21 protein-coding genes and 1 tRNA gene are annotated in these 22372 nt (G+C 65.8%); 12 read left to right on the top strand and 10 right to left on the bottom strand.

The genetic code is table 11. The features are described 5' to 3' along the window. Window positions 1–73 precede the first annotated feature (73 nt). A complete protein-coding gene (locus tag ACW9UR_RS18175) occupies window positions 74–1522 on the top strand; it encodes an alanine/glycine:cation symporter family protein (RefSeq protein WP_458918467.1) in 1449 nt (482 codons plus the stop codon). A 44-nt stretch (window positions 1523–1566) separates the two neighbouring features. On the opposite strand, the gene ACW9UR_RS18170 is transcribed toward ACW9UR_RS18175, so the two are convergent. The 8 genes from ACW9UR_RS18170 to fnrL form a co-directional block, all read right to left on the bottom strand. Further along, window positions 1567–1929, bottom strand: coding sequence for a YybH family protein (locus ACW9UR_RS18170; protein WP_458918466.1), 363 nt, complete (start codon window positions 1927–1929; stop codon window positions 1567–1569). 375 nt (window positions 1930–2304) lie between these two features. Next, window positions 2305–3174, bottom strand: a complete 870-nt coding sequence (gene ccoP, locus ACW9UR_RS18165) for a cytochrome-c oxidase, cbb3-type subunit III (RefSeq protein WP_458918465.1) — start codon at window positions 3172–3174, stop codon at window positions 2305–2307. A gap of 1 nt (window position 3175) precedes the next feature. Further along, on the bottom strand, window positions 3176–3364 hold the full coding sequence (locus ACW9UR_RS18160) for a cbb3-type cytochrome c oxidase subunit 3 (RefSeq protein WP_458918464.1): 189 nt from the start codon (window positions 3362–3364) through the stop codon (window positions 3176–3178). 13 nt (window positions 3365–3377) lie between these two features. After that, entirely contained in the window at window positions 3378–4103 is a 726-nt protein-coding gene (ccoO, locus tag ACW9UR_RS18155; protein WP_458918463.1) for a cytochrome-c oxidase, cbb3-type subunit II, read from the bottom strand. 12 nt (window positions 4104–4115) lie between these two features. Beyond that, window positions 4116–5723 carry a cytochrome-c oxidase, cbb3-type subunit I gene (ccoN, locus tag ACW9UR_RS18150; protein ID WP_458918462.1) on the bottom strand — a complete coding sequence of 536 codons (1608 nt, stop codon included), beginning with the start codon at window positions 5721–5723 and terminating at the stop codon, window positions 4116–4118. A 205-nt stretch (window positions 5724–5928) separates the two neighbouring features. Further along, window positions 5929–7179 (bottom strand): calcium-binding protein, encoded by a 1251-nt coding sequence (locus tag ACW9UR_RS18145; protein WP_458918461.1) that lies wholly within the window; start codon window positions 7177–7179, stop codon window positions 5929–5931. Window positions 7180–7517: 338 nt separating this feature from the next. Next, window positions 7518–8549, bottom strand: coding sequence for a M42 family metallopeptidase (locus tag ACW9UR_RS18140; RefSeq protein WP_458918655.1), 1032 nt, complete (start codon window positions 8547–8549; stop codon window positions 7518–7520). A gap of 78 nt (window positions 8550–8627) precedes the next feature. Next, window positions 8628–9374, bottom strand: a complete 747-nt coding sequence (gene fnrL, locus ACW9UR_RS18135) for a transcriptional regulator FnrL (RefSeq protein WP_458918460.1) — start codon at window positions 9372–9374, stop codon at window positions 8628–8630. 66 nt (window positions 9375–9440) lie between these two features. Between fnrL and hemN the strand changes: the two genes are divergently transcribed. The 4 genes from hemN to ACW9UR_RS18115 all read left to right on the top strand — a co-directional run bounded on the left by hemN (window position 9441) and on the right by ACW9UR_RS18115 (window position 14598). Next, window positions 9441–10799 carry an oxygen-independent coproporphyrinogen III oxidase gene (gene hemN, locus ACW9UR_RS18130; RefSeq protein WP_458918459.1) on the top strand — a complete coding sequence of 453 codons (1359 nt, stop codon included), beginning with the start codon at window positions 9441–9443 and terminating at the stop codon, window positions 10797–10799. Between the two features lie 86 nt (window positions 10800–10885). Then, window positions 10886–12079: a glycine C-acetyltransferase gene (locus tag ACW9UR_RS18125; RefSeq protein WP_458918458.1), complete on the top strand. Its 1194-nt coding sequence runs from the start codon at window positions 10886–10888 to the stop codon at window positions 12077–12079. After that, the gene (gene tdh / locus ACW9UR_RS18120; protein WP_458918457.1) at window positions 12076–13116 is read left to right on the top strand and encodes an L-threonine 3-dehydrogenase; all 1041 of its coding nucleotides are present in this window, start codon (window positions 12076–12078) and stop codon (window positions 13114–13116) included. The genes ACW9UR_RS18125 and tdh overlap by 4 nt, the downstream gene beginning before the upstream one ends. A gap of 141 nt (window positions 13117–13257) precedes the next feature. Continuing rightward, complete coding sequence (locus ACW9UR_RS18115) at window positions 13258–14598, top strand: aspartate aminotransferase family protein (protein ID WP_458918456.1); 1341 nt, start codon at window positions 13258–13260, stop codon at window positions 14596–14598. 1 nt (window position 14599) lies between these two features. Here ACW9UR_RS18115 and ACW9UR_RS18110 read toward each other — a convergent pair whose 3' ends face one another. Further along, window positions 14600–15859, bottom strand: a complete 1260-nt coding sequence (locus ACW9UR_RS18110) for a DEAD/DEAH box helicase (protein WP_458918455.1) — start codon at window positions 15857–15859, stop codon at window positions 14600–14602. Between the two features lie 330 nt (window positions 15860–16189). Next, entirely contained in the window at window positions 16190–17179 is a 990-nt protein-coding gene (locus ACW9UR_RS18105; RefSeq protein WP_458918454.1) for a complex I NDUFA9 subunit family protein, read from the bottom strand. A 403-nt stretch (window positions 17180–17582) separates the two neighbouring features. Here ACW9UR_RS18105 and ACW9UR_RS18100 point away from each other — a divergent pair. The 7 genes from ACW9UR_RS18100 to hpf all read left to right on the top strand — a co-directional run bounded on the left by ACW9UR_RS18100 (window position 17583) and on the right by hpf (window position 22353). Then, a tRNA-Leu gene (locus ACW9UR_RS18100) sits at window positions 17583–17669 on the top strand. A 366-nt stretch (window positions 17670–18035) separates the two neighbouring features. Further along, entirely contained in the window at window positions 18036–18647 is a 612-nt protein-coding gene (locus tag ACW9UR_RS18095; protein WP_458918453.1) for a ribonuclease D, read from the top strand. Window positions 18648–18675: 28 nt separating this feature from the next. Next, window positions 18676–19653 (top strand): KpsF/GutQ family sugar-phosphate isomerase, encoded by a 978-nt coding sequence (locus ACW9UR_RS18090; RefSeq protein ID WP_458918452.1) that lies wholly within the window; start codon window positions 18676–18678, stop codon window positions 19651–19653. Continuing rightward, on the top strand, window positions 19646–20305 hold the full coding sequence (locus tag ACW9UR_RS18085) for a hypothetical protein (RefSeq protein ID WP_458918451.1): 660 nt from the start codon (window positions 19646–19648) through the stop codon (window positions 20303–20305). The genes ACW9UR_RS18090 and ACW9UR_RS18085 overlap by 8 nt, the downstream gene beginning before the upstream one ends. Before the next feature lie 5 nt (window positions 20306–20310). After that, window positions 20311–20808, top strand: a complete 498-nt coding sequence (lptA, locus tag ACW9UR_RS18080) for a lipopolysaccharide transport periplasmic protein LptA (protein ID WP_458918450.1) — start codon at window positions 20311–20313, stop codon at window positions 20806–20808. Then, complete coding sequence (gene lptB, locus ACW9UR_RS18075; protein WP_458918449.1) at window positions 20805–21557, top strand: LPS export ABC transporter ATP-binding protein; 753 nt, start codon at window positions 20805–20807, stop codon at window positions 21555–21557. Before lptA ends, lptB begins: the two co-directional genes overlap by 4 nt. A 208-nt stretch (window positions 21558–21765) precedes the next feature. Further along, window positions 21766–22353 (top strand): ribosome hibernation-promoting factor, HPF/YfiA family, encoded by a 588-nt coding sequence (hpf, locus tag ACW9UR_RS18070; protein ID WP_458918448.1) that lies wholly within the window; start codon window positions 21766–21768, stop codon window positions 22351–22353. The last annotated feature ends 19 nt before the right edge of the window (window positions 22354–22372 follow it).

The raw sequence follows: 22372 nt of genomic DNA, 5'->3' as shown, positions 1-22372 counted from the left end.
CGCGCGGATACGCCTAGGCTCCGAATTCTGCAACCGTTTTCCACGGCAACCATCATCGCAGGGGGCAAAGCTGGTGGCTTTTCTTGAATCATTCTTCGGTCTCATCGGGGACCTGACCTGGGGCTGGGCGCTGGTCCCGCTTCTGGTCGTCTTCGGCGTTTTCATCACGGCGCTGACGGGCTTCGCGCAGTTCCGGTTCTTCAAGCGCATGTTCCGTGTGCTGTCGTCCAAGAACCAGTCGGGCGATCCGAACGCGATCTCGGCGCGCGAGGCGCTGCTGGTTTCGGTCGGCGGGCGCGTCGGCGGCGGCAACATCGCGGGCGTCGCGGTGGCGATCACGCTGGGCGGACCCGGCGCGGTGTTCTGGATGTGGGCGATCGCACTGGTCGGCATGGCGACGAGCCTTGTGGAATGCTCGCTGGCGCAGCTTTACAAGCGGCGCGAGGCGAACGGCGACTTCCGGGGCGGCCCGGCGCGGGCGATCCTGTTCGGCCTGGGCGAGGAGTTCCGCTGGCTGGCGGTGATCTACGCCATCTGCCTGATCGCGGCGTTCGGCCTTGGCTTCAACGCGTTCCAGGGCAACACGGTCGCGGGCGCGGTGCAGGACAGCATGGGCATCGACCGGATGTATACCGGCATCCTGCTGGCCGTGGTCGCGGGTTTCATCGTGTTCGGCGGCATCCACCGCATCGCCAAGGCGGCGGACGTGGTCGTGCCGGTCATGGCGGTGGGCTACATCGTGATGGCGCTGGTGGTGATCCTGCTGAACATCGGCTCGGTGCCCGGCGCGATCTATCAGATCGTCGCCAATGCCTTCGGACTTGAGCAGGCTGTCGGCGGCGGCATGGGTGCGGCGCTGGCGCAGGGTCTGCGGCGCGGGCTGTTCTCGAACGAGGCGGGGCTGGGCTCGGCCCCGAACGTGGCGGCGACCGCCGACGTGCGGCATCCGATCAGCCAGGGCATCACGCAGAGCTTCTCGGTCTTCATCGACACGATCTTCATCTGCTCGTGCACCGCGTTCATCATCCTGCTGAGCGACGTGTACGTGCCGGGCGCGGAAGGCATCGACGGGATCGTGCTGACCCAGCAGTCGCTGGTCTCGCACCTGGGCGGCTGGGTGCAGTACCTGCTGTCGTTCATGATCCTGCTCTTCGCGTTCAGCTCGATCATCTACAACTACTACCTGGGTGAGAACGCGCTGACGACGATGACCACCAGCCCCGTGGCGCTGAACATGCTGCGGTTCGTCATCATCGGCATCGTCTTCCTGGGCGCGGTGGCGCCGGGGGCGACGGCGGTGTTCTTCTTCTCGGACCCGCTGATGGGCGTGCTGGCGGTGGTCAACCTGGTGGTGATCATGATGCTGCTGCCGACGGCACTGCGGATCCTGAAGGACTTCCGGGAGCAGCTGGCCGCGGGCGTGCAGCGACCGGTGCTGAACCCGGACAACTTCCCGGACCTGGACCTTGATCGCAGTGCCTGGACCGGCAAGATCCCGGACGAGGCCAGCCAGCCGGCCTGACACGAGACCGACCGGGGCCGCTTTTGCGGCCCCGGTTCGTCCGCTTAGGCGTCGAAATTCCAGATGTCCCGGTGGATCCTCCAGCCGTCGGCGGTCTTGCGCGAGACCACGATGTATTTCCCGGCCAGACCCTGACCGCCCATTGTGCCGGACAGTGTTCCGACCGTGACGGCTGCGTCTCCGTGAATATCGACGGTGTCGGCGGTGATCTTCACGCCACCGAGACCGGCGTCGATCGCTCCTTGCCAGAACGACTCGGCCGCTTTCTTGCCTTCCATTCGCGGCGCACCGGGCGGCATTATGACCGCATCCTCGCTGTAGCAGGCGGCGGCATCAGCCGCGTTTCCGGAGTTGATTGCATCGGCAACGCCCGAATCGAGCGCGTGAATGTCGTCCATGTCAGACATTCCCGGTCCCCCTTTTTCCAAGCTTTGCAGTGGGCCAAGGATAACATGGATGGCGCCCGGGCGGGCTTGCATGAATAGCGCGGTGTGGTCCGAGGCGAAAAAGCGGCTGACCGAGGGACCGCGAGGCGGCGGTAGGATACGCGTGCAGCACCTGATCGGGTGCAGGCAATGCTATCCCGCAGTCCCGAAGCCATATCGGGCGTGGTGGACGTGCAGACCCTGATGCAGTGCCTGCCGGGTCGGATCTTATACAAAAGAAAACCCGGCCCGTTGCGGGGCCGGGTTCGGCAATAAAAAAGGGGCGACGGCGGGATGGCGTGAACAGGAACCGCCGCCGCCCCAGGTCAACTCCCCGATGGAGTTGTCCGCAAGGGCCTATTCGCCGCCGCCCAGCTGGTGGACATAGGCCGCCACCTGCCGGATCTGCGCTTCGGTCAGCCGACCCGTCCAGGGCGGCATGACGCCGTTGCGCGAATAGGTCACCGTCTCGATCAGCGTGTCGCGATCCCCGCCGTAGAGCCAGATCGCGTCGGTCAGGTTCGGCGCGCCCAGGTCGCGCATCCCCTCGCCGTTCTCGCCGTGGCAGGCTGAGCATTCGTTCAGGAATGTCTCGGCGCCGGCCTCGGCCATCGCCGTGTCGTGCTCCTGGTTGGAGATCGACAGCACGTATTCGACCACGTTCGCGATTTCCTCGTCGGCGAGGTAGTTGTCGCCGAACACCGGCATCTGGCTGAAGCGGGTGTCGGGGTCGTCTTCCCAGCGGATGCCGTGGCTGATCGTCTGGTGGATCGCCTCGATGTCGCCGCCCCAGAGCCAGGCGTCGTCGGAAAGCCGAGGATAGCCGCTGGCCTTGTTGCCCGCCCCTTCGGTCCCGTGGCACTGGGCGCAGTAGGTCTTGAACACCGCTTCACCGCCCGCCACGGCGTAGCGGTTGAGATCCTGATCGGCGGCGATCGCCGTCAGTTCGGTCTCGACAAGGCGCTGGTCGATTGCGGCGTTCATCTCTTTCACGGCGGCGATGTCCTGCGCCACCTCGCCGCGCGAGTCGTAGCCCAGGATGCCCTGGGTCGCGCCGTTCACCAGCGGGATCGCCGGGTAGAGCACCACCATGACCGCCGACCAGACGATGGTCCCGTAGAAGGTCCATAGCCACCAGCGCGGCATCGGCGTGTCGTATTCGCGGATCCCGTCCCACTCGTGGCCGGTGGTCGGCATCTCTTCGGTCTTGTCCAGTTTCCGGGCCATCTCAGCGGTCCTTCTCGGGTTCGTCGTCCGCCGGCAGGCGGTCATGGCGCAGCGGCACGTTCGCCGCGTCGCGGTGCAGCGCGGCGGAGCCCGGGCGCAGGGTCCAGAGGATCACGCCCAGGAAGATCAGCGTCAGCGCCAGAAGGCCCCAGCTGTCGGCCAGTTCGCGCAGTAGCGAGTAACGGTCCATGCTCGTGCCCTCCTTACCGCGCTTCGTCGGGTTCGAAGGTCGAGAAGTCGACCATCGTGCCCAGCACCTGCAGATAGGCGATCAGCGCGTCCATCTCGGTCAGCGCCGGGTTGCCGTCGAAGTTGCGGACCTGCGCGCCCGGGTAGCGTTCGACCAGCCCGTCCCAGTCGCCGTCGGGATTGGCCTGCACGCCGAAGTCCAACTTGGCGTTCTCGATCATCTCGTCCGTGTAGGGCACGCCCACGGCCCGGTGCGTCAGCATCAGGTCGGCGATGTGCTCGGCTTCGATCCGCGTGTCGGCGAGATGCGCGTAAGAGGGCATCACGCTCTCCGGCACCAGCGACTGCGGGTCCAGCAGGTGATCGACGTGCCACTCGTCCGAGTAGCGGCCGCCGACGCGGGCCAGGTCCGGCCCGGTCCGTTTCGATCCCCATTGGAACGGGTGGTCGTACATCGACTCCGCAGCGAGGCTGTAGTGGCCATAGCGCTCGACCTCGTCGCGCATCGGGCGGATCATCTGGCTGTGGCAGACGTAGCAGCCCTCGCGGATGTAGACGTCGCGCCCGGTCAGCTCCAGTGGCGCGTAGGGGCGCACGCCCTCCACCTCTTCGATGGTGTTCTCGAGGTAGAAGAGCGGTGCGATTTCGACGATGCCGCCGACGGTGACCACCGCGAAGCTGAGCGCGAGCAGGAGCGTCGCGTTCTTCTCGATGGTCTTGTGCTTGTCGAGGATTCCCATCGGTCCCTCTCCTTATTCAGCGGGGACGGAGGCAGGGCGGGCAGAGGTGTCTTCCTGCCCGGCGCCCTTCGCCGTCATCCAGAGGTTCCAGACCATCAGCAGCGCACCGGCGACGTAGAGCACCCCGCCCAGGCCGCGCACGATGTACATCGGCAGCTTGGCGTCCACGGTGTCGGCGAAGCTGTTCACCAGGAAGCCCTGCGCGTCGACCTCGCGCCACATCAGGCCTTCCATGATGCCGGTCACCCACATCGACGCGGCGTAGAGCACGATGCCGATGGTCGCGAGCCAGAAGTGCCAGGAGACCAGGCTCAGGCTGTAGAGCCGCTCGCGGTTCCAGAGTTTCGGCACCAGGAAGTAGAGCGCGCCGAAGGTGATCATGCCGTTCCAGCCCAGCGCGCCGGAGTGCACGTGGCCGATCGTCCAGTCGGTGTAGTGCGACAGCGAGTTGACCGCGCGGATCGACATCATCGGACCCTCGAAGGTCGCCATGCCGTAGAAGCCGACCGAGACCACCATCATGCGGATCACCGGGTCGGTGCGCAGCTTGTCCCAAGCCCCCGAGAGCGTCATCAGCCCGTTGATCATGCCGCCCCAGCTGGGCATCCACAGCATGATCGAGAACACCATGCCCAGCGTCTGCGCCCAGTCGGGCAGCGCGGTATAGTGCAGGTGGTGCGGACCGGCCCAGATGTAGAGGAAGATCAGCGACCAGAAGTGGATGATGCTGAGCTTGTAGGAATAGACCGGACGCTCGGCCTGTTTCGGGATGAAGTAGTACATCATCCCCAGGAAGCCCGCGGTCAGGAAGAAGCCCACCGCGTTATGGCCGTACCACCACTGGGTCAGCGCGTCCTGAACGCCGGCGAAGACCTGCACCGACTTGGAGCCCCAGATCGACACCGGCAGGGACAGGTTGTTGACGATGTGGAGCATCGCCACGGTGACGATGAAGGACAGGTAGAACCAGTTTGCGACGTAGATGTGCGGTTCCTTGCGGCGCAGGATCGTGCCGAGGAACACCGCCAGGTAGGCGACCCAGACCAGCGTCAGCCAGATGTCCACGTACCATTCCGGCTCGGCGTATTCCTTGGACTGGGTGGCGCCCAGGACGTAGCCGGTCGCGGCCATCACGATGAACAGCTGGTAGCCCCAGAACACGAACCACGCCAGGTTCCCACCCCAGAGCCGCGCTGCGCAGGTGCGCTGCACGACGTAGAACGAGGTCGCGATCAGCGCGTTGCCCCCGAAGGCGAAGATCACCGCCGAGGTGTGCAGCGGTCTCAGCCGGCCGAAGCTGGTCCAGGGCAGGTCCAGGTTCAGCACCGGGAAGGCCAGCTGGAAGGCGATATAGGTTCCGGCCAGGAAGCCCACCACGCCCCAGAAGGCGGTGGCGATCACCCCCGCTCGGACCACGTCGTCCATGTAGCCGGTTGCCGGTGCGGGCGGCGCGATGTTCGGCTCGCCTATGCCGCGAAGCACCCACAGGAAAAGACCTGCGGAAATGAACATGATGAGAAGGGCGTGCACCATGTAGGCGACGTCCAACGCGAAATTGGCGGCGATTGCAGCCGCCACCATGATCATGCCCAGCACGATCAGCTTTAACGTATCGGTCATTCTTGTCCCTCGGATGGCCGACGCACACACCTGTTCCTGCGCACGCCGATTGTCGTCCTGATGGCCGGTATGCCGTTCACAGGGTGCGCGGCTCCTTGATTTGGATCAAGGGACTGTCGAAACTTCTGAAAATGGGTGGGCGACGCCGCGGCTTGGAAGGCGGGGCCGGGCGCACGGAGCGCGCCCGGGTAGACAGATCCGAGGATCAGAAAATGAAGAGCGCCGCGGTGACATCGGCGACAGCGACATCGTTCAGGTACACCTCGGACTCGTCGTTGCCGATGATGCGTATGATCGCGTCCTCGCCGCCATCCGCGTCGGAGACCTCGAGTTCCGAGAAGTCATCGACTGCGAGGATGCGCAACCTGTCCCCTCCGGCGATATCGAAGTCGTCGATATAGTCGAAGCCGAAGGCTTCACCGACAAACACGAACCTGTCGGCACCGTCGTGGCCGGCTAGCGAGTCATTTCCCTGATAGATGCGGAAGACATCATCTCCGGCTTCGCCTCTGAGATCGTTATCCTTTCGGTTGCCAATGATGAGGTCGTTCGTGTTCGATCCACGGATGTTCTCGATGCTGCGCAGGGTGTCAGTATTGCCGAAGCCGTCGCGAACTTCCTGGTTGCGAAGATCGGCGCGGATCCCGTCGTTGCCTCCGTGTTGGTCGTCGCGACGGTAAGAAGCCGTATCTTCACCGTCACGACCGATAATCAGGTCGTCTCCGCCCAGACCATAGAATTCATTCGATCCGGAATCGCCGATGAACGTATCATCGAGAAACGTACCGCGAATTGAATCGATGCGTGAAATTTGATCCCGGTGACCATCAGGTCCATCCACGAAGCCTCGGGTCATGTTGGCGTAAACTGCTGAGACAACAGAATCGGGGTTCCAGAACCACTGGTCATAGGTCAGGCCGTTGAAGCCGGAGCCACCAATGTAATCGTCGGCACCACCCTTGTCCTTGATGAAGGTTCCGTCGCTTGTTCGGCTGTTGACGAGGTCATCCCCGGTCCCGGTTTCGACGTCGCTCGCGGTAATAACGCCAGAACTTACGAACCGTGAGCCGCCGCTCACCATCAATTCGTATAGATCATACGGACGGTTTTCGGAGTTAAGTTGATGCTGCAGCCACTGAACTACGTTTAGCTCCGGGTCGATGTACGTAATCGAAAGCTGTTTCTCGCCGGCTTCCGAAAAGTACCGGACGCTTTCGATCGCACCACCGGTATAGACGCGCTCGCCTGCCTGTGGTCCGAACTCGGGAACGTAGCTTGTGGCGTCACTGATCTTGATAACGGCACTGTACGATGCTTGCGCTGGGTCGAAGGGGCTTTGGGTTTCATCCCATTCGAGGGTGATCTTCTTCTCGGACCGAGAGGCGATCTTGTAATCCTCGAGATTATTATAGCGGTACACGTACATGACAGGATCGAAGTATTTTATGGTAGCCATTACAAATTACTCCCTAAATCATTATTATTGCGGGATAATCCCGCATACGAGTAACATAATGTATAACATGAATATGTATGATTCTTCGACTCTCAGTTGCGCAACTTCGAGTTGGACTTGCCGGTATGTGAATGGGGTTCACGCGAGTATTGCGTCGCCAACGAGTACTGGCGCTGCCGCCTCGCCGGCAGAGTGACCAGCGCTACTCGCACCACAATCCGGCGCAGTTCGCTGACGTCCTTCACGCCATCGAGCGACAATCGAAAGACGCCGAAAGGCCGGCCACCTCAGGTGCCGGCCCATAGGCTTTGCCACAGAGAACGTCGCTCAGTGGTCGGTCAGTGCGCCTTGAGGAAGGCGGTCAGGACGTCCCGTGCGGCGGCGAGGTCGGTCTTGTGGATCATCTCGGTCACGGTGTGGATGTAGCGGGTGCCGACCACGATGCCGACCGCGCGGGCGCCGGCGGCGGCCTGCTGGGCGGCGGCGCCGTCCTGGCCTCCGGCGCGCAGCATGGTGCGCTGGAAGGGGATCTTCTTTGCCACGGCGAGATCCTCGAACTCCTGCACCAACGCCTTGTCGGCGATGAAGCTGCTGTCGCGGACGTGCAGGCCGAAGCCCTGGCCCTGAACGGTGGTGCGGTCCTGCTCCGGCACGCCGGGGGTGTCGCAGGCCAGCGTGGTGTCGACGCCGATGCCGATGTCCGGCTTGATCCGGTAGGCGGCGGTTCGGGCGCCGCGCAGGCCGACCTCTTCCTGGCTGGTGAAGGCGACGTGCACCTCGGCCTTGGAGCGGGTCTTCTTCAGGCCCCGGATCGCCTCGATCCCGAGCCAGCAGGCAATGCGGTTGTCGAGCGCCTTCGAGACGACCTTGTCGCCCATTTCGAGGAACGGCTCGTCCATCACCACCATGTCGCCGACCTTGACGCGGTCCTTGGCGGCCTCGCCCAGGCCGAGGTCGACGAAGAACTCGGAGACCTCAGGTACCTTCTTGCGGTCCTCGGGGCTGGCGATGTGGACCGGGCGGCCGCCGGGGTTCATCACGCCCTTCAGATCGCCGTCATCGGTGCACACCAGCACCCGGCGCGAGAACAGGTTGCGCGGATCGAACCCGCCGACCGGCTGAAGATAGAGAAAGCCCTTGTCGGTGACATGGCTGACCAGGAAGCCGATCTCGTCCATGTGGCAGAGCAGCATGATCCGCTCGGTCGGTTCGCCCTTGGGGTCGCGGCGGCAGAGCAGCGAGCCCATCGGGTCGGTCGTCACCTCGTCGAACAGACCCTCGATCTCGGCGCGGATCAGGTCGCGGACGCGGTCCTCGTGGCCGGGCACGCCGGGGGTTTCGCACAGGGCGCGCAGCAGGTCGATGTTCAGGTCGGTCATGATGGCGTGCTCCGCTGACGGTTGAATTCGCGGCGGAGCATGGGCGGTCGCCGCCCGGGGTGCAAGGGCTCAGCTGAGCTGGGTGCCGTCGGTGTCGTCCCCGGCCTCGGCGGCCAGCGCGTCATAGTCGGGAACTGTCACGTGGCGGTTGCCGGTCAGCACGATGATCTCGTCCTTGCGCAGCGCGGTCAGCTGGCGGCTGACGGTCTCGATCGTCAGGCCGAGGTAGTCTGCCATCGCTTCGCGGGTGATCTGCAGATCGAAGGTGATCTCGCCCTCGAGCGACTTCTGGCCCAGCGTCGCCTCGCGCCGGGCGAGAATGGCCAGAAGGCTGGCGATCTTCTCACGCGCGGTCTTGCGACCGAGCAGCAGCATCCATTCCCGCGCGGCGTCGAGTTCGTCGAGCGTCATCTGCAGCAGGCGCTGGCCGATGGACGGAGAACTTTTCAGGAGCGTTTCGAAGGGCTTGCGCTCGAACCGGCAGAGCGTCACATCGGTCGCGGCAGTCACGTCGAACGCGGCGCGGGCGCGGCCCGGGCGGCCCAGGAAATCCGACGGCAGCAGAAGGCCGACCATCTGGCGGCGGCCATCCTCCATCGTCTGGCTCATCGATGCGACCCCGGACACCACCGAGGCGACGAAATTGAACTCGGTCCCCGCCCATACGATCGGATCGCCCGGCTTGTAGGTGCGGTAGGACTTCATCGACTCGAGAAGCTGCAGCTCGTCGCCCTGGCAGTGGGCGCAAACGGCGCGATGGCGGATCGGACAGTCCTCGCAGGCGTCGGATGTTGGCACGCGCTGAGAAACTTGCATCTGCTAAAACTACTCCCGTTGATCTGGATCAACGCACTGCAGCCCAATTCCCGCGACGGTAGCACAATGGACAGATTGCAACAACTCGCCGGCACCGGGCTGTTCGACGTCATGGTGCCGCGCTACACGAGCTATCCGACCGCCCCGCATTTCGGGTCGGCGACGGATTCCGAGACCACGGACCGCTGGCTCCGGGGGCTGCCGCAGGAGGCGCGGTTGTCGCTCTATCTGCACATTCCGTTCTGCGAGCGGCTGTGCTGGTTCTGCGCCTGCCGGACCCAGGGCGTGCGCTCGCCCGAGCCGGTCGCGGCCTACCTCGAGGTGCTCAAGGCCGAGATCGACATGGTCGCCGCGCGGGTGCCGGAAAGTGCACGCGTGATCCATGTACATTGGGGCGGCGGCACGCCGACGATCCTGACCCCGGCGCAGATCGAGGAGTTGGCCGCGCACCTGGCGCAGGCCTTCTCGCTGGACGCTGAGCGCGAGTTCGCGGTCGAGATCGACCCGACCGTTACCGGTCCCGACCGGATCGCCGCGTTGGCCCGCGCGGGCATGACCCGGGCGAGCATCGGCATCCAGGATTTCGACCCCGAGATCCAGAAGGCGATCGGCCGCCACCAGAGCTTCGAGCAGACGGCCGAGGCGGTGCGGCATCTCCGCGCACATGGTATCGAGAGCCTGAACACCGACATCGTCTACGGGCTTCCGAATCAGACCTTGCCGGGAATCGCCGACTCGACGGCGAAGGTGCTGGAGCTTGCGCCCGACCGGGTCGCGCTGTTCGGCTATGCCCACGTGCCCTGGGCCGCACGCCGGCAGCGGGTGATCGATGCGAACGCGCTGCCGGATGCGCCGACCCGGCTTGCCCTGATGGAGACCGCCGAGGCGATGTTCCTGGAGGCGGGGTATGACGCGCTGGGCATCGACCACTATGCGAAACCGTCCGATGCGCTGGCGCAAGCGGCGGCCGAGGGCCGGATGCGGCGCAATTTCCAGGGCTACACGGACGACGGCGCGGATGCGCTGATCGGTTTGGGGGCCTCGGCGATCTCGCTCTATCCGGGCGGGTTCGCGCAGAACGCCTCGGCCACGGCGGCCTACACGGGGCGTATCAGGGCGCATGCGCTGGCGACCTCGCGCGGTCATGCGCTGGGCATCGAGGACCGGCTGCGCGGCGCGCTGATCGAGCGTCTGCTGTGCGATCTGTCGGTCGATCTCGCGGCACTGGGCCTCGAGTTCGGCAGTTTCGCGGAACTGCTGGACGGCGAGGTGGAGCATGCGCTGGAGCGGTTCCGGCCCTGGCTGACCCGCGACGGCGACCGGTTGGTGCTGGCGCCCGAAGGCAAGCCCATCGCGCGATTGGTGGCGGGGCATTTCGACGCCTACCTGCGGACCGGGACGGCCCGCCACAGCCGCGCGATCTGACGCGGGCGTGAAAGACGGCGCCGGGGGGTTGGACTCCGGCGTCGATACGGGTCAGATGGCGCGACCGCGAACCACCGGAGCGCCCGATGACCGCCTACCGCATGATCCAGGATCTGACCGCCCGACTGGCCGAGCTTGACGAGGCCGGGCTGACGCGCCGCGAGCGCCCGCTGGCCACGCCGCAGGGCGGCCGCGTGCAGCTTGCCGACGGCAGCAAGCTGATCAACATGTGCGCCAACAACTACCTCGGGCTGGCCGACGCGCCCGAGCTGGTCGAGGCCGCTCGCGACGCGCTCGACCTGCATGGCTACGGCATGGCCTCGGTCCGGTTCATCTGCGGCACACAGGATATCCACCAACAACTCGAGGCGCGGCTTTCGGACTGGCTGGGGACCGAGGACGCGATCCTCTATTCCAGCTGCTTCGATGCCAACACCGGCCTGTTCGAGACGATCCTCGGCGAGGAAGACGCGATCATCTCGGACGCGCTGAACCATGCCTCGATCATCGACGGCATTCGCCTGTGCAAGGCGAAGCGGCTGCGGTATGCGAATAACGACATGGCCGCGCTGGAAGAGCAGCTGAAGGCGGCGCAGGACGCGCGCTACCGGCTGATCGCGACGGATGGCGTGTTCTCGATGGACGGGGTGATCGCGAACCTGCCCGCGATCTGCGACCTGGCCGAGAAGTATGACGCCTGGGTGATGGTCGACGACAGTCACGCCGTCGGGTTCATGGGCCAGGGCGGGCGCGGCACGCCCGAGCATTTCGGCGCGCAGGACCGGGTGCAGATCCTGACCGGCACGCTTGGCAAGGCGCTGGGCGGGGCCTCTGGTGGCTATGTCGCCGGGCCGAAGCCGCTGGTCGAGTGGCTGCGGCAGCGCTCGCGGCCATACCTCTTCTCGAACGCGCTGGCGCCGGTGATCACCGCGACCTCGCTCAGGGCGTTGGACCTGATCGAGAACGGCCACGACCTGCGCGACCGGCTGGCGCGCAACACCGCGCATTTCCGCGAGGCCATGACGAAGCTCGGCTTCGAACTGCTGCCCGGCGAGCATGCGATCATTCCGGTCATGCTGCGCGACCCGAAACTGGCGCAGAGCATGGCCGCCCGCCTGCAGGAACTGGGCGTCTATGTCACCGCCTTTTCGTTCCCCGTCGTCCCGCGCGCGCAGGACCGGATCCGCACGCAGATGTCCGCCGCCCACGAGATCGCGGATCTCGACGCCGCGATCTCGGCCTTCGAACTGGCCGGGCGCGAACTTGGAGTACTGAAATGACCACCAACACGATGCGCGCCCTGGTCAAGGCCAAGCCGGAAAAGGGCCTGTGGATGGAGAACGTCCCGGTGCCCGAGCCCGGCCCCGGCGACGTGCTGATCAAGGTGCACAAGTCCGCCATCTGCGGCACCGATGTGCACATCTGGGAATGGGACGAATGGGCCTCGGCCACGGTGCCGGTGCCGCTGGTCACCGGCCACGAGTTCATGGGCGAGATCGTCGACATGGGCGCGGCAGCGCGGAAATACACCAAGGGCCAGCGCGTCTCGGGTGAGGGGCACATCGTTTGCGGGATCTGCCGTAACTGCCGGGCGGGGCGCGGGCATCTTTGCCGCAACACGCAAGGCGTCGGCGTCACCCGGCCCGGCAGTTTCGCCGAGTACATCTGCCTGCCCGAGTCGAACGTGGTGCCGATCCCGGACGACGTGCCGTCGGAAATCGCGGCGATCTTCGATCCGCTGGGTAACGCTGTGCACACCGCGCTCAGCTTCGACCTCGTGGGCGAGGACGTGCTGGTCACCGGCGCCGGGCCCATCGGCATCATGGGCGCGCTGGTGGCGCAACGGGCGGGCGCGCGGAAGGTGGTGATCACCGATATCAACCCCGGCCGGTTGAAGCTGGCGCGCTCGATGGGGCTGGAGCATGCCATCGACACCTCGAAGCAGGATCTGCGCGAGGTGATGCGCGACATCGGCATGACCGAGGGCTTCGACGTCGGGCTAGAAATGTCCGGCGCCGCGCCGGCGATGCGGCAGATGATCGACACGATGAACAACGGCGGTAAGGTCGCGCTTCTGGGCATCGCGCCGGCGGGCTTCGCGATCGACTGGCACCCGGTGATCTTCAAGATGCTGACGATCAAGGGCATCTACGGCCGCGAGATGTACGAAACCTGGTACAAGATGATCGCGCTGGTGCAAGGCGGCCTCGACCTCGCGCCGCTCATCACCCACCGCCTGCCCATCGACCGCTTCCGCGAAGGCTTCGATGCGATGCGGAACGGGACCGCAGGCAAGGTCGTGATGGACTGGACCTGACAGAGGCGCCCGGACCCGCGCGTCAGCGCGGGCCACGCCCAACCGGGGCAAACGGATCGCCAGATCCGGCGCCCCCGGGCGGGAGCCCCCCTTTGCCAGACCGGGCGCAGCGGCTACGCTGGTGCGAAAGGAGTCGCGCCCATGTCCCATGTCTTTCCCCGTCACTGCCATGCCCATCTGCCCACCGCCGTCGCGGGCGCGGGCTGCTACCTGATCGACCAGGACGGCAAACGGTATTTCGACGGTTCCGGCGGCGCGGCGGTCTCCTGCCTCGGGCATGGCGATCCGGCGATCACCGAGGCGGTCAAGGACCAGCTCGACAAGCTTGCCTTCGCCCATACCGGGTTCTTCACCTCCGAACCTGCCGAGGCCCTCGCCAACCTGCTCGCCGAACACGCGCCCGAGGGGATCGACCGGGTCTACTTCACCTCCGGCGGTTCCGAGGCGACCGAGGCCGCGATCAAGCTCGCCCGCCAGTATTTCGTGGAAAAGGGCGAGTCCCGGCGCCGCCACCTCATCGCCCGGCGGCAGAGCTATCACGGCAACACGCTCGGCGCGCTCGCCGCCGGCGGCAACGAATGGCGCCGGGCCCAGTTTGGCCCGCTGCTCATCGAGGTCAGCCATATCGCCCCTTGCTACGAGTACCGCGAGCGCCGCGAGGACGAGAGCCCCGAGGCTTACGGGCTCCGCGCCGCGCAGGAGCTCGAGGACGAGATCCTGCGCCTTGGCCCGGACAGCGTCATGGCCTTCATGGCAGAACCGGTCGTCGGCGCGACATCCGGTGCGGTGCCTGCCGTTCCCGGCTATTTCAAGCGCATCCGCGAGATCTGCGACCAGTACGGCGTCCTGCTGATCCTCGACGAGGTGATGTGTGGCATGGGCCGCACCGGGCACCTGTTCGCCTGCGAGCATGACGGCATCTCGCCCGACATCCTCTGCATCGCCAAGGGGCTCGGGGCGGGGTATCAGCCGATCGGGGCGATGCTCTGCTCGGGCGAGATCTACGACACGATCGCGGGCGGCACCGGCTTCTTCCAGCACGGGCACACCTATATCGGTCACCCGGTCGCCACGGCAGCGGGGCTGGCGGTGGTCAACGCGATGCTCGACCGCGCTTTGATCCCACGCGTGCAGCGACTCGGCGCGCAGCTCGATGCGGCGCTGCACGGGCGCTTCGCACAGCATCCGAACGTGGGGAACATCCGCGGGCGCGGCCTCTTCCGCGGGATCGAACTGGTCGCCGACCGCGAGACAAAGGCTCCGCTGGACCCGTCGCTGAAAACGGCGGCGAAGCTGAAGAAGGCCGCCTTCGAGGCGGGGCTGATCTGCTACCCGATGTCGGGCACGATCGACGGCCAGCGCGGCGATCATATCCTGCTGGCACCGCCCTTCGTCATGGACGACAGCCAGATCGACGAGATCACCGACCGGCTGGCCACGGCCATGACGGCGGTGCTTGGAGAGCCCGCCGTCATGTCATAGGTCAAGCCGCCGCGCGGGTGCCGGTTTTCGGCCCGCGACGCCGGCGGCGGCGCGGACGGCCCGAACCGGGCTTCTCACCCGGCTTGCCGCCGCGCTGCGGCTTCGCGGGCTCTGCGCCCTTCCAGGGGGTGCCGCCCGCAACGCGCAGCGGCTCGGGCAGGATCTTCTGGATCGCGCGCAGCTCGCTCGCCTCGTCCTCGGCGCAGAATGCCACGGCGCGGCCTTCGGCCCCGGCGCGGGCGGTGCGTCCGATCCGGTGGACATAGTTCTCGGGCACGTTCGGCAGGTCGAAGTTGTAGACATGCGCCACGCCCGGGATGTCGATGCCGCGCGCGGCGACATCGGTCGCCACCAGCACCTTCACCTGAGCGCCCTTGAACCCGGCGATCGCCTTGTCACGCTGACCTTGCGTCTTGTTGCCGTGAATCGAGGCGGCGGCGAACCCGTCGGCCACCAGCTTCTTCATCAGGCGTTCGGCGCCGTGCTTGGTGCGGGCGAAGACGATCGAGCGCTCGCGCTCGTGCTCGCGCAGCATCGAGACCAGCAGCGGCAGCTTGCCGGCCTTGTCGACGAAATGCACTTCCTGCTCGATCCGGTCGGCGACCTGCCCCGGAGGCGCCACCTCGACCCGCACCGGGTCGGTCAGATAGGCGCGCGACAGCTCTTCCATCTGCTTCGGCATCGTGGCCGAGAACAGCATGGTCTGCCGGGCGCGCGGCAGCAGCGGCGCGATCCGGCGCAGCGCGTGGATGAAGCCCATGTCCAGCATCTGGTCGGCCTCGTCCAGCACCAGGCGGCTGGTCAGGTCCAGCCGCACCGCCTTGCGGTCCAGCAGGTCGATCAGGCGGCCCGGCGTGGCCACCAGGATGTCGACGCCCCTGTGCAGGGCCCGTACCTGGTTGTTGATCGAGGCGCCGCCGACGACCAGTTCGATCTTCAGATGGCTGCCGCGCGTCATGGCGCGCAGGTTGTCGACGATCTGCCGCGCCAGCTCCCGCGTCGGGGCAAGGATCAGCCCCGAGCAGGATTTCGGGTCGGGGCGCGCGCCGCCGCCCATCAGGCCATGCACCAGCGGCAGGCCGAAGGCGGCAGTCTTGCCGGTGCCGGTCTGCGCCAGGCCCAGAACGTCGCGGCCCTTCAGCGCGTGGGGGATTGCCTGCGCCTGGATCGGCGTCGGCTCGTTGATGCCCTGATCGGCAAGGCGGGCGGCAAGTCGGGGCGAGAGCCCCAGGGATTCGAAATCCCGGATTTCAGAGTCCATGCGGACCTTTCCAGTCATGCGGACGGCAAGAACCGTCCATCCGTCGCAGGCCACGATCGGCCCGGCACGGGGTCGCGCCAAAACCTCGCGCTCGGGCCGGATTGCCCGCGCGCCGGTCTGGCGCTGCTGCCCATGCGTGATGTGGGAAACGGTTCAGAATCGCCTCGGCACGGGATCCGAAGATCCGGCCGCACGCTGCTCACGCGGCAGAAGGCGGTGTCGTCCATATCGGGCGAGTTCACGCTCAAGTCAAGCGCGGCCCGCCTTCCACTTTCTTCAAATATCCCCGCCGGAGGCATCCGGCGCCCGCAATGGGCGCCGCGCCCGGCCTCAGGAGCGCAGGTCCTTGGCCGAGGCCGTCAGCCGCGCGTACTGCCCGTAGGGCATATATGGGGTCAGGTAGTCTTCCAGTTCGGCCGCCATCGGCGTCGGCTGGATGCCGAGATCCGCGAAACCCATCGCGTCTTCTGCCACGACGTTGTCGCGGCCCAGTTGCAGCACCTGGTCATAGGTGACCGGCGCGGGCAGCAGCCCGCCCGAAATGCCGTGGAAGAACCCGAAGGTCCGCCCCATCAGCCGCGCAATCGGCATCGGCACCGACAGCACCAGCCGGCGACGGCGAATCACATTCAGCATGCGATCCATCAGGCCCGCGAACGTGTCGACCTCGGGGCCGCCCAGTTCGTAGACGCCCGCGTGCACGCCATCGGTCAGCGCCTTCTCGGCTGCCTTGGCGATATCGCCGACATAGACCGGCTGGAACCGCGTCTCGGCGCCGATCACCGGGATCGCGAAGCTCATCCGGGCCATGCCGGCGAAGCGGTTGAAGAACTCGTCTTCGGGGCCGAACACGACCGAGGGGCGCAGGATCACCGCATCGGGCTGGTGCGCGAGCACCGCGGCCTCGCCTTCGGCCTTGGAGCGGGCATAAGCACTGTCGCTCTCGGCGTCGGCGCCGATTGCCGAGATATGCACGAACCGGTCGATCCCGGCTTCTGCGGCCAGGCGCGCGACCCGGTCCGCGCCGTCGACGTGAAGCGAATCGAAGGTCTGTTTGCCCGCCGGGGTCAGCACGCCGACCGAGTAGACCACAGCGTCCGCGCCGCTCAGCGCCGCGGCGACCGAAGCGTCGTCACGCACGTTGGCCTGTACCGGCTCGACCTGTCCGACCACGCCATAGGTCCGCACGAACAGGGCGTCGTTGGGCCGCCGCACGGCGACACGCACGCGCCAGCCGGCCCGCGCCATGCGCAGAGCGATATAGCGTCCGACGAAGCCGGAGCCTCCGAAGATCGTCACGATCGGGCTTTGCGGGATCATGCGTGTACTCTCTTCCTTCAATCTCAACGGCGCGACGAGGCGCCAAGCCGCCGGGCATCGACTCACCATCTGACCCCGCCGGGTCCGGTTGGCACAACCGATTCCCACTGCATATAGGTCACACCCCGAACCTGCGGTAGGCCGACAGACGCGACCCCCGCAGTCAATGTGACTTCGTTGCACCGGTGATCGGGCAGGACGATGTCGAAACGGTGTTCCCCTTGGGCCGCGCAATAAAATTGCCGTCCCGTTTCGCGGCGACAATGCCCCCGGGAACTGTCCCCGTCAAACGCCTCGGGACAAGCCGCGCGTGACCGGCGGAATTTCCCCCATTTCCCGTCAAAAGGGTCGTTGACACCGCCGAACAGCGGGGATACATCCCGGCTTCACAGAGACGGCACCTGCCCAGGTGGCGGAATTGGTAGACGCGCTGGCTTCAGGTGCCAGTGGCCTTACGGTCGTGGAAGTTCGAGTCTTCTCCTGGGCACCATCCTCTCCCCCGCGGGAGACGCGATGACCGGCTACGAACCCCTGCTACAACTCTAGCCTATGGCCCGCCACGTTTGGATCGTCGACGGGCTTCCGCCTGTTTCTACGGCATGCGGGGTATCTGTTTGGGAGACAGGAGATGGCTGAGTAAGGTCGTCCGGACCATGCTCGAATGGAACTCGAGCGCGTAATCCTGTCTCACGGGCGCCGGTATGAGCTGTACGGCGCCGCCGCGCTGCGTCATGTCTTCAGTAGTATTCTGGCCTTTCCGGGCGGCAAAGGCCCGCGCATTGTCGGCATTGCGCGCTGGCGGGGCATGACCCATGTGTGCTAGTGCCGCCGAAAACGCGCGGGCGGAGGGTTTCCGGTGACAAATCATCTCTACAAGAACGACCTGCCCGACGGGCTCGACCTCGGCCCCGTGGTCGCGATCGACACCGAGACGATGGGCTTGATCCCGCACCGTGACCGGTTGTGCGTGGTGCAGCTGTCCTCGGGCGACGGCAACGCCCATGTCGTGCAGATCGACCAGGAGCAGACCGAGGCGCCGAACCTTGTGCGGATGCTGACCGACCCGGACGTGCTGAAGCTGTTTCACTATGGCCGCTTCGACATAGCCGTCTTGCTGCACCGCTTCGGCGTGATGACGGCGCCGGTGTTCTGCACCAAGATCGCCTCGAAACTGGTGCGCACCTACACCGATCGGCACGGGCTGAAGAACCTGGTGCAGGAGATGCTGGACGTCGACCTTTCGAAGCAGCAGCAATCCTCGGACTGGGGTGCCCCCGAGCTGACCGGCGCCCAGATCGACTATGCCGCATCGGATGTGCTGCATCTTCACAAGCTGCGCGATAAGCTGACAGAGCGGCTCGCGCGCGAGGGCCGCAGCGAGATTGCCGAAGCCTGTTTCGCCTTCCTGCCGCACCGTGCGGCGCTGGATCTTGCGGGATGGCCGGACGCGGACATCTTCGCGCACTGATTTGACGATCCGAAAAATGGGAGAGCCCGTGGACAAACCGCTGATCGACTCGGAAGCCTTTATCGACTCTGGACGCCGCGTTCTACGCCTTGAGGCGGAAGCTTTGGCACGTATCGCGGAGACACTGGACGATAGTTTCGCGCGCGCGATTACTATGATGCTTCAAGTCGATGGTCGCATCATCGTCAGCGGCATGGGCAAATCGGGTCACATCGCGCGCAAGATTGCGGCAACCCTTGCTTCCACCGGCACGCCTTCGATGTTCGTGCATCCCGCCGAGGCCAGCCACGGCGACATGGGCATGATCACCCGGCACGATCTTGTCGTGCTTCTGTCGAACTCGGGCGAAACGCCGGAGCTTGCGGACCTGATTGCCTATACGCGCCAGCGCGGCATTCCGCTTATCGGTGTGGCCTCGGCCGCAGGCAGCACGCTGATCCGCAAGTCCGACCTGGGCATCGTACTGCCGCCCGCGGCCGAAGCCTGCCCGAACGGGCTGGCGCCGACCACCTCGACCACGATGACGCTGGCACTGGGCGATGCCCTGGCCGTTGCGCTGATGGAGCAGCGCAGCTTCACGCCGGAAAACTTCCGCGAGTTCCACCCCGGCGGCAAGCTGGGTGCGCTGGTCTCCAGCGTCGCCGATCTGATGCACGGGCGGGACGAGCTTCCGCTGGTCGCCCCGGACGCGCCGATGTCCGAGGCGCTGCTGGTAATCAGCTCACGCGGGTTCGGTGTCGCCGGCGTGGTCGACGACTCCGGCGCGCTGATCGGCGTGATCACCGACGGCGACCTTCGGCGCAACATGGCAGACCTGATGTCGCGCACCGCCGCGCAGGTGATGAACGCGAATCCCAAGACGATAGCTCCCGGCATTCTTGCGACCGAGGCGCTGGCACGGATGAACCGCGACAAGATCACCACGCTGTTCGTCGTCGCGGATGACGAGCGGACGCCGCTGGGGATCCTGCACATCCACGACTGCCTGCGGGCGGGTCTTGGCTAGGACAGCGCCGCCGCGGCAGCGGCCGTCGACGCGCACGCGGATTGTCGGTCTGCTCAAGATCGTGCTGCCTGCGGTCGCCGTGTTGCTGCTCGGGCTGGTGCTGCTGTGGGACGGCGACCGCAACGAGCCGGTGGGCCTGACCTTCAGCGACGCCGATCTCGAGGCGCTGCGGACCGGGCTCAAGATCACCAAGCCGCAGTTCTCGGGCACCAGCCTGACCGGCGACGTCTACGATTTCCGCGCCGAAACCGTGGAGCCGCGCGACCTCGAGATGACCTCGGCGGATATCGAGACGCTGAACGGGCGTGTCGACTATCGCGGCGGCCCGGTGGTCGAGCTGAGGTCCGAGCGGGCGCGCGTCGATATTCCCGAGCAGATCGTCGTGCTGGAGACGGGGATCGAGATCACCAGCTCGGACGGATACGTCGCCCATGCCGAGCGGGTGGAGGTGAATATCGCCACCAGCCGGCTCGACGCGACGGGCCCCGTGACGGCCAGCGGGCCACCCGGAGACATCGAATCCGCAGCCCTCACCATCGTTCCCGCGGAAGAGCCGGGAGCGGCCAATTTCGCTAACGATGTGTTGATGCGCTTTACCGGAGGGGTGAAGGTGACCTACATCCCGAGTACGGGAACCGATCCGGAGCAATAGCGCCCATGACGCCCAGACTTCTGACCTGCATCGCCGCCGCCTGGGTGGCCGGCGCTTTCCCGGCCATTGCGCAGTCCTCGGTTCCCTTCGGCGGCTTCTCGCACGATTCCTCGCAACAGGTCGAGATCACCGCCGAGACGTTGACCGTGAACCAGAGCACTGGCTCGGTAGTATTCGATGGCGATGTGCTGGTCGGCCAGGGCGAGCTGCGCCTGAACGCGGATCAGGTGACGGTGTTCTACAGCGGCGAGGGAGGGCGCGGCGACGTGACCCGGATGGAGGCCGCCGGCAACGTGACCCTCACCAATGGCGCAGAGGCGGCGGAGGCGCAGAACGCGTCCTACGACGTGGCGGGCGGGCAGATCACCATGACCGGCGACGTGCTGTTGACCCAAGGGCCGAACGCGCTGTCGGGGCAGGAACTTGAGATCGACCTCGACACAGGCACCGCGCGGATGAAGGGCCGGGTGCAGACCATCCTTCAGCCGGAGGCCGTGGAATGACCCCGAAACTGGAACTGCGCGAGGGCGGCGAGGGGCTCGAGGTCTTCAACCTCGGGAAAAGCTACAAGAAGCGCCCGGTGCTGCGCGACGTGACGCTGAACGTCCACCGCGGCGAGGTGGTGGCGCTGCTCGGCCCGAACGGCGCAGGCAAGACAACCTGTTTCTACGCCATCGGCGGGCTGATCACCCCGGACCGGGGCACCGTGCTGCTGGATGGCGAGGACGTCACCGCGCTACCTATGTTCCGCCGTGCCCGCAAGGGGATCGGCTATCTGCCGCAGGAGGCCTCGATCTTCCGGGGTCTGACCGTCGAGCAGAACATCCGCAGCGTGCTGGAACTGCACGAGCCGGTGCGCTCGAAGCAGAGCCGACAGCTGGATGAGCTTTTGGGCGAGTTCTCGATCACCCACCTGCGCCATGCCCCTGCCATCGCGCTGTCGGGCGGCGAGCGGCGGCGCGTCGAGATCGCCCGCTGCCTTGCGTCGAAGCCCAGCTTCGTGCTTCTCGACGAGCCTTTCGCCGGAGTGGATCCGATCGCGGTGGGCGAGATCCGCTCGCTTGTCAGCCAGCTGAAGACCCGCGGGCTGGGAGTCCTGATCACGGACCACAATGTCCGCGAGACTCTCGAGATCGTCGACCGAGCCTACATATTGCATGACGGCTCGGTGATGATGAGTGGAACACCACAACAGGTTGTGCAGGACGACAATGTTCGCCGGGTCTACCTGGGCGACGGCTTCCGCATCTGACCTACCTAAAACCATTGCGCGTTGCCTGAGGGGCGCTTACCCTTCCCTTATGGTCGGAATACGCACCATATCTTCTTCAACTTCCGCTCGCATGATGGGCCGGGCCGGGCATCGCATTCCCGCGCCAGGCAGGGCGGTCTGACGGCTCCGCCAGGATCCGCAGCCCGCACCGAACAAGACGCCGACCGGAGGAAACTAGGGAGCCGATATGCAGATACAGGTCCACGGCAAGCAGCTGGATGTAGGGGAGGCCCTGACCACGCACGTCAACGACCGCCTCGAGGAGGTTGTCGGTAAATACGCCGGTCGGCCGGTCGAGGCTGCGGTAACCTTCTCGAAGGTGGCGCACGAGTTCGTCTGCGATGCGTCGGTGCACCTGTCCACCGGCATGACTGCCCAGGCGCGTTCGCGCGCGAACGAGATCTACGACTCGTTCGAAGGGGCTGCCGAACGCCTCGACAAGCAGCTGCGTCGGTACAAGCGCCGGCTGAAGGACCACCACCAGAAGCGGCAGAATCCCATTGAGTTCATGGAAGCTTCGGCCTATATCCTCCAGCCTGGCGCAGAGGAGTACGAGGAAGACGACGAGCCGGAGACTCTGCAGCCCGTGATCGTGGCCGAGATGGAGACGAAGGTTCAGTCCCTCTCGGTCGGTGAGGCCGTCATGCAGATGGAGTTGGCTGGAGCGCCTCTTCTGGTGTTCCGCAACGACTCGCATGGCGGCGTGAACGTCGTGTACCGGCGTGAAGACGGGAACATCGGCTGGGTCGATCCGCGGAATGCGGCATCGGCCTGACGTCTTTGAGAGGAGACAA

It is taken from the genome of Halovulum sp. GXIMD14794 (assembly GCF_054457455.1).
The sequence above is the reverse complement of the archived record's forward strand: the minus strand, read 5'-3'. Positions and strand labels throughout refer to the sequence as shown.